Source organism: Edaphobacter aggregans DSM 19364 (assembly GCF_000745965.1).
GTDB lineage: Bacteria > Acidobacteriota > Terriglobia > Terriglobales > Acidobacteriaceae > Edaphobacter > Edaphobacter aggregans.
Genome location: NZ_JQKI01000204.1, coordinates 1 through 7053 on the forward strand (window position 1 = coordinate 1; position 7053 = coordinate 7053).

Genomic DNA, 7053 nt, shown 5'->3' on the forward strand with positions numbered 1-7053 from the left:
AGCCACGTATCATCGGCCTCCAGACCCGCGATCTTCATGAAGCGCTCCAGACGATGCGAATGCGACAAACGACGGAGGAACTTCGTAAGTCCTACGCACCTCGGGCCGGCATCGAAAGCACCCACGCGCAGGCTATCCGGCGCAGCGGACTGCGCCGCACACGCTATCGGGGTCTTGCCAAAGCCCGCTTACAACATGTCATCACAGCCGTCGCAATCAACCTCTTGCGAATCGCATCCTGGGCAAACGGGACGCCGCTTGCCCACACGCGCTGTTCCCACTTCGCAGCTCTCCAATTTCATGCCGTCTGAATTCGCCACCAGTGTCAATGTTGGGTCTACCCCAGTCACGATAGAACTCTAACGTTTTCCGGGAACTTCCTACTGCTGAGGGTACGAATTTCATCCGGAATCGAAATGCGCCGACACGAACGGAGACCCCTGTGACAAGCGGACCGTAGGCTTGTTGCAGCGGCGCATGTCAGGATCGATCAAATCAAATGCATCGGGAAAGAATCGAATAGCCTTGAAAACGTGGACGCTGGCCTGGTCCATTCGGAGAAAAATGCGTACACCGAGTACATCCACCCTAGCTGTGACGATTGGATAACAAAGATTCAACCAGCATTGAAGAAACCGCCCTTAACTGTTCTTGTCAAAGCGTGCGGGAACCGTCTGTCTCGACGCGAGATTATTGAATTGAGGCTTGTGGCCACCAATTAGGCAGACAATCGGTCCATAGGCCTCGGCTAATCCGGACTTGGTCAGGTATTGCAGCAGAACATCCTCCTTGCCGGCCACTCAGCTGCAGCATAGAGAGTGTGGCCTTCCCGTGAAAGGCCGGCGAATTCCGTGAGCCTGGGTCAGCTCCTGGAATTCGCGCCCAAAGATATAGTTCAGATGCAGCTTCAGCGATATCTCTCGTGCAACGTTTAGCTTATTGGTTCGATTTGCATTGAGATCCACCTCCTGCAGAAGAATCAGATCTGCATTTGTACTGTCCAGGAAGTCTATGACGCCTGCCAGCTTAAGCCCACGATCAATGTTCCAGTCGACTACCTGGATTGGCCTTCCAGGCTCGACCATTCGGCCTCTGGGCGCAAAGTGCCGATTTCGATCTCTTCGTTGGAACTCATATCCTGGCGTAATCAAAATCGCAGGCATGTGATGACCTGAAATGCTGACTGGTTCGAAATCAATAAAACTACAAGCGCCACATTTTCAGGCAGAAGTCTCGGCAGGAACAGTAGATTCACTAATCGGAGACCTTTTGGTAAATGCAAAGGCGCAGTACGAGTAAAGGGAGATCAACCAAACCAGATTCGCGCCAATCGCCGCCGAAAAGAAGACAACCTTCGTCAGATTAAAAACAGCAAAGAACAAGAGAGCATACGGCATGAAACAGCGCCGGATGATGAACTCGGTATATCGACCGAAGTACAAGATTGGATTCGATTGCCTGCGTTCCGCTTTCGCCTGCCAGATTCCGAGATATTGTTCGGGACGTCCCGCAGCGAAACGATGTCTACCAAGTCCAGTAACCAGGAAGCTCATAACAGCTCCAAAGAGAAGCAGGATTCCCCAAATAAGATACATCTTCTCGTCCGAACTCCTTATAAGCCCTATCGCCATCCCGGCGAAGATCATCAAGTAATAGAGATAGTCGCAGACTGTCTCCAGCCAGCAACCGAAATCCGATTCCAGAAGTTTCAACCGGGCGACCTCTCCATCGCAGCCATCGAGAATGCTCGCCCAGACTGACAGCACCGCTCCTGCCAGCACGTTCCAGTAACCACCGCACGCGAAGAATGCGCCAGAGGCGATGCCAACTCCAAGAGTAAATATGCTGACCATATTCGGTGTGATCGGAAACTTTATGAGTTGGCGGCTGATCGGCACCGAAATTCTGCGATTCATTCGCGCGAAGACCCGTCTGTGGGCTTCACCAGCCAGCGGTCCAACTTCGCTCCCACGGCGGTGCGATCTTCCGGAGTCAGCACTCGCTGCCACAAACTCTCATCTACCGGTTTGCACTCGGCCGAGTGAGTTGAAATCAGCCAGGCATGGAGTTGGTCAAGGCTGCAGATTTCCGGCGGGCAGTGCTCCGCAGCATCCAGCGCGATATCGGCAGAGAGCGCATAAATGCCAATAGGCTGGTCGTTGTCAGTCATCGTCGACACGCCACTGTTCTTACTCCATTCCCTCACCTGCCGGAACAACGCCGGATAATAAACCCTGTTTCCCTCTACTAACATCATGTGATCGTCGCCGGATTCGGATGCAATCTGTCTCAACAGTTGAGGCAGCGGCGTATCCGAACGCGCTTTGAGCCACCCTACAGAGTAGGGGAGACGCCCTGTGCCCATCAGTTCGGACTGCACATGTGATCTCGTGGAGGGATCCACGCACACTATGATTCGACTTCCAACAGCCTTTTGTACTGAGAGGATGTTTCGAAGCAGGATAGGAAGTTCGCCGACCCGCGTGAGCGGTGATCCGGCTTCACCTGCTCCACGAAAGGCGTTGGCAAAGATGATGGTCGTGAACCCGGGGTTGGCTTCCTGCCCGTCGACCCTGGATTGCGGCGTTTTCGCCACGCCTTTGGAGATACTCTCACCGGAGTCGCCATGGGCTTTGGATTTGGATAAATGGAACAGGCAGAGGCCTCCAACAGCGGCCCAGAAGATTGCCCGCAGCCGTCTGGCGACTGCTACCGACAGCCCTACAGCGCCGGTAAGGCCGAGCATCTTTGCGATGAGCATGTTTCCGCCCTCATAAGAGCCCACGTTCGCCGGAGTGAATACCCCGACGGCATTCACGAGCTTGGTGAGAGCCTCAAATGCAAGAGCGCCGAAGAACCCGATTTTGACTCCCATCAGCCATAGAGCCAGATACACCTCCAACACTGCCATGCCATGGCATGCCAAATTGAGAGCGAGGCTGGCCCAGAACAGGCCAGGCGTGTAGCGATGGAAATCGAAGAGCTTCTTTTCGACCGAATAGATCAGCGGCAGTTTTTTTTCCAGTCGGTGGCGCAGAAAGGTCAATCGGCAAAATACCCGCGCGGATCGCGACACAAAGGGCCAGCGATTCAGCATTGCCAGTGCAACGACAAAGAGCAGGCCGAACAATATCACGGCGAACAGGACTGCGTACAAGCGCAGCCCATGGGGGAGCGAGATTACGAGAAGTGCGGCCACAGTCCCCACTAAGCTCACTATCGCGCCGGAGGCGATGAACATTGCACGATCGAGAGTCACGGACGATATACGGCTGTCGATAGGAATCTTAGAGCCGAGGGCAGAGACTCGCAGCCCTTCTCCGAACATCAGACCCAGGGCTCCGGCCTGGCCCGCTGCTTCCGACGCCAGTCGAAGCTGGAGCATGCGTGTAAATGAAACCCCGCCTTTGGAGCCTGTGAAAGTTAGTCGCCAGGCCCAGGTTTTCACAAGATGCGCAACTCCACCCAAAGCTACGATCAGGACAAGTCCCCACCCTAAGGTGGAGATGTTCTCCAGAAGACTGCCCGGTCCGACTCGCCAGATCAAGCAGGCCAGAAGCGCAATGCCGGAAACAGCGGCGGCGGCGCGAAAAGCCATTTGCCTCACCGTCGTCGACTTAGACATTGGTGTAACTCTCTGCGGAAGGAGTTCGGCAGAACTGTTGGTCGAAGATACTCTCAGTGTAGGCTAACGCCTCCGGTGTGTCGACATCCTGCCACGCGGCATCCTCGATATCGAAGGCGCGTAGCCTGCCTTCTCTTCCCAGAATGCGCATGCCGTCTGACAAGGAACAATTTCCGCCCCTTTTTGCCGATTCGAGAATGTCGAAGAGAGCAGGGCTGCATAAGAACATGCCTGTATCGTAGGCGTCGTAGTCGGCGATCTGCTTGCCGATATCTACGATATGATCGCCGTCGCGTCTAACTTTCGTCGCGTCGTCAAGATCAAAAATGCGATCGAGTTTCGGATCAACGGCGAGAATCACTTCGCTCGGCGCGAGCGGTTCTTCAAGGAGTGCCCTGGCTGTTCTCGGCTCGAAGATATGATCGGCCATGAGCAGCAGAAATGGATCGCGAATCTGGTCCCGGGCCTTCAAAACCGAAACGCCATTGTCCTTATGGTACTCAGCGTTCTCCACCACATTTACCGAAACCCCGCCAAGCGGCAGGTCAGCAAGCCACTGGCGCATCGCATCCGCGCCGTAGCCGACCACAATCACAAACCTGTCGATTCCCGCTTCATGGGCGCCCAGGATTACATGCTCCAGCAAGGACTTGCCGTGTAGCTGGACGAGAGGCTTGGGAGATCCTCCGGACGCCTTGATGAGCCGGCTGCCGTTCCCCGCGGCCAGAATGAGGCAATGATTGACTCGATGCGCGCCCCCTCTCGGTGAAGGATGTAGGATTCTGATATTTCTCATTGCGTAATACCTCCTACCGACGCCGCACTCGCTGTTTCGCTCGTTTGCGGTAGATTCGGTGTGTAGTCGAAATAGTGGATGGTGAGGCTCGTTGCGCCGAAAATACGCACATCGGTGACACTCTCGGTCGAAGCCGGGAACCAGAATGGGCCGCTTTTCTGGTATGCATGAACGAAGTGCACGCTGGTTGTCCAGAAAGATGGATTCTTCGCGGGCTTACCCTCAACCCTCGCCAGCGCGTAATCCTGAGCATCAATCCAGATTTGGCCCTCGAACAGCCGCCCGTCGTGTCGCCTGGGGACAACATCGATGACGTAGGCCATGCGATTGCCCAACAATGCGGTTTTCGCCATATGGAATTCGTAATTTTCCGGACCCAAGCGAGCCTTCAGGCGCATCTCCGGCGAGGATGCTTCAGACTCCGTTGCGAGCATCCTTTGCAAAACATGCTTTTGGGCCGCTTTCCAGCCCTCCTCGCTGACAACTTCAAAGTGCTTCGTTTCGTCCGCGTCGCCTTTCACGCGTACAACCATCTCAGCATGCTTGTTCATACGATCGTTTTCGAGAACGTATCGCCGCATTCCGCGGTATCCCGCGAGCTGCCTCTGCCGCTGCGTGTTGTGCGCCAACATTCTTGCCACCAGAACATCCGCGCTGGGAAGAGCATCGCTTTCGGACATGCCGACAGCGATGGCCGTGAACAACAGTAGGAAAGTGCCGAAGATGATGAATTGATTTTTCATAGTTAGAACTGGAACACCAGCTTGCCGCGATACTCTCGCCACGCATCGTTGAAGAAATCGCCGAAGAGACTGCTCTCTTGCACGTTCTGCACGTCGCGTGGGTTGAACTGATTGAAGACGTTGAATACGCTGAAACCGGCCCGCATATGGACGTCCTTCTTACCCATGTGCACCGAGACCGCCCGCAACACCTGAAGATTTAATGACGAAGATCGCGGATAATGCCTGCTATCCCGTGGACCGACATATTCACGGAATTCGTTTTCGACCGAATGGGGAAGCCCGTGTGCAGGTCGTACACAGGAAGAAGCGTCAGCTTCCAGGGACCCTGAATATCACGCCAGGTCAAGAAACGATCCGTCGCATCGAAAGGCAATCGCGCCCGGGCATCCGGCTGAATCACTGCCTGGGGATAGCCCCGAAGAGCAGCGGAGGGTATGGGGCTTGAGTCTTGTGGACGTCTTCAGCACATTTCTTCCTTTCGCGGTGTACGACGCTACCTTTTGCGAGTCAACGTTCTTTGCGACTCCTCATTGAGCGTCACTAAAAGCGTCGAGCGGCCGAACACCTCTAGCGGGGCGAATGGTCCGTCTCGCGCCAAATATTGCACTTCTCGACCGCAGATCTGCCGAACATCACATTGATCGATGTCATGATCTGCAGCGATATGGCCACGAATGCGACGATCAATACTTGCCAGTCCAGTGTCATCATTTCTCGATGCCTCACGACTCCGTATTGCAAGGCAAGGGCCACTTGCAACTGATTGAAACTAGAGACGACCAGCCGACGAGGACTCACAGCATTTGAATTGCATGCTGTGAGAAAGCTGACGGTGTCGAATGGAAACCCCTTCGCATCGTCTTCGGGCTTCTCGTGATAGTAGTCAACGGACGCAAGTGCGCCAATTACATAAAGCTAGTAACCACGAAGTTAAGAGCACCTGACATAACATCGGACGCTCACAGGAAAGCGTGCGCGATCTTCAGCTCTGGACGTCTCGTGCAAACCGGAGAGTTGCTGGTCCTCGGAGCAAACTACCTTGCGAATGTATGAGGACACCGCTTACGTGTAATTGATCCGGCAAGGTGCTGCGAGAAGCCGGGATGGCCATCTGTGAATTCACTCGGTTGCCACAGCTACTAGCTAGCTTTTCTTTGACACCCTGCTTTCATCTGTGGGGAAAGGAAGGAGCGTCTCCGTCCGACCCGCTTATATTCACGGGAGCAGCAGCGGTCAGCTGGGTCTTCGTGCTGGTTGGTCTCTGGACTCCTATCGCCGGAGCGTTGGGAACGCTCCCACGGCGGCCCCGCGTCGCGAAGAAGATCCGTGATCAGATACGCGAGGAGCTGAACCTCACGGCTTCCGCTGGCGTGGTACCCAGCAAATTTTTGGCGAAGATCGCATCCGATGCGAAGAAGCCCAATGGCCTGTTTGTCATTCAGCCACACGAAGTACAGAGCTTTCTTCTCCCGCTGCCGTGGGTCGTATCTCGATTGAATTAAAGAGTCGTTGAAATGTCGGTCGGAGCTGCGTCAATTCTACCGTCACGCGACATGGAGAAGACCTAGCTGATCACGAGCGAATATTATCCTCTGTCTACCTAGTACTACTGTGTTATAAAGTAGATTCCTCGATTTTATTATTCAAGCACCGTAAACTGTTGGGCAGTACGTTGAAGGAATGAGCATTCGCCAACTGGATCTCTCGCGTCAAGGGGAACGGCTCCAGATTTATCTGGACGGCCTGACAGAATCTGCGGGACATGCCGATCGCATGATTCCCATCGAGAACTACATCAAGGGGCTCATGCTGCCGATTGAGCGCAAGAGCGTGGAGCCGATGGCAGCACGTCTGGCTCCCGGCAACGTACGTCAAATGCATCAGTC

Annotated in this window: 7 protein-coding genes and 1 pseudogene; 3 read left to right on the forward strand and 5 right to left on the reverse strand. The window is 54.6% G+C overall.

The window, feature by feature from the left end; genetic code table 11:
* Positions 1 to 311 (forward strand): transposase (locus tag Q363_RS29345; protein ID WP_035357791.1); only part of this gene is annotated, 311 nt, incomplete at its 5' end.
* Between the two features lie 909 nt (positions 312 to 1220).
* Here Q363_RS29345 and Q363_RS29355 read toward each other — a convergent pair.
* From Q363_RS29355 to Q363_RS41535, 5 genes are all read right to left on the reverse strand, one after another.
* On the reverse strand, positions 1221 to 1916 hold the full coding sequence (locus Q363_RS29355) for a CDP-alcohol phosphatidyltransferase family protein (RefSeq protein ID WP_084080897.1): 696 nt from the start codon (positions 1914 to 1916) through the stop codon (positions 1221 to 1223).
* On the reverse strand, positions 1913 to 3625 hold the full coding sequence (locus Q363_RS29360; RefSeq protein ID WP_084080898.1) for a lysylphosphatidylglycerol synthase domain-containing protein: 1713 nt from the start codon (positions 3623 to 3625) through the stop codon (positions 1913 to 1915). Before Q363_RS29360 ends, Q363_RS29355 begins: the two co-directional genes overlap by 4 nt.
* Entirely contained in the window at positions 3618 to 4421 is an 804-nt protein-coding gene (locus tag Q363_RS29365; protein ID WP_051979508.1) for a phosphocholine cytidylyltransferase family protein, read from the reverse strand. Before Q363_RS29365 ends, Q363_RS29360 begins: the two co-directional genes overlap by 8 nt.
* Entirely contained in the window at positions 4418 to 4972 is a 555-nt protein-coding gene (locus Q363_RS29370) for a hypothetical protein (protein ID WP_157467837.1), read from the reverse strand. The genes Q363_RS29365 and Q363_RS29370 overlap by 4 nt, the downstream gene beginning before the upstream one ends.
* 194 nt (positions 4973 to 5166) lie before the next feature.
* On the reverse strand, positions 5167 to 5331 hold the full coding sequence (locus Q363_RS41535) for a hypothetical protein (protein ID WP_157467838.1): 165 nt from the start codon (positions 5329 to 5331) through the stop codon (positions 5167 to 5169).
* A 939-nt stretch (positions 5332 to 6270) separates the two neighbouring features.
* Here Q363_RS41535 and Q363_RS45730 point away from each other — a divergent pair.
* Together Q363_RS45730 and Q363_RS29380 are read left to right on the forward strand one after the other, a co-directional pair.
* On the forward strand, positions 6271 to 6669 hold the full coding sequence (locus Q363_RS45730; protein WP_342667472.1) for a Y-family DNA polymerase: 399 nt from the start codon (positions 6271 to 6273) through the stop codon (positions 6667 to 6669).
* Between the two features lie 256 nt (positions 6670 to 6925).
* Positions 6926 to 7053: pseudogene (locus tag Q363_RS29380) on the forward strand (transposase); the annotation flags it as partial.

Excerpts from the sequence above, each read along its gene's own strand:
- Q363_RS29355 (WP_084080897.1), bottom strand. The coding sequence starts at position 1,916 with ATGAATCGCAGAATTTCGGTGCCGATCAGCCGCCAACTCATAAAGTTT.
- Q363_RS29360 (WP_084080898.1), bottom strand. The coding sequence starts at position 3,625 with ATGTCTAAGTCGACGACGGTGAGGCAAATGGCTTTTCGCGCCGCCGCC.
- Q363_RS29365 (WP_051979508.1), bottom strand. The coding sequence starts at position 4,421 with ATGAGAAATATCAGAATCCTACATCCTTCACCGAGAGGGGGCGCGCAT.
- Q363_RS29370 (WP_157467837.1), bottom strand. The coding sequence starts at position 4,972 with ATGAACAAGCATGCTGAGATGGTTGTACGCGTGAAAGGCGACGCGGAC.
- Q363_RS41535 (WP_157467838.1), bottom strand. The coding sequence starts at position 5,331 with ATGGGTAAGAAGGACGTCCATATGCGGGCCGGTTTCAGCGTATTCAAC.
- Q363_RS45730 (WP_342667472.1), top strand. The coding sequence starts at position 6,271 with ATGGCCATCTGTGAATTCACTCGGTTGCCACAGCTACTAGCTAGCTTT.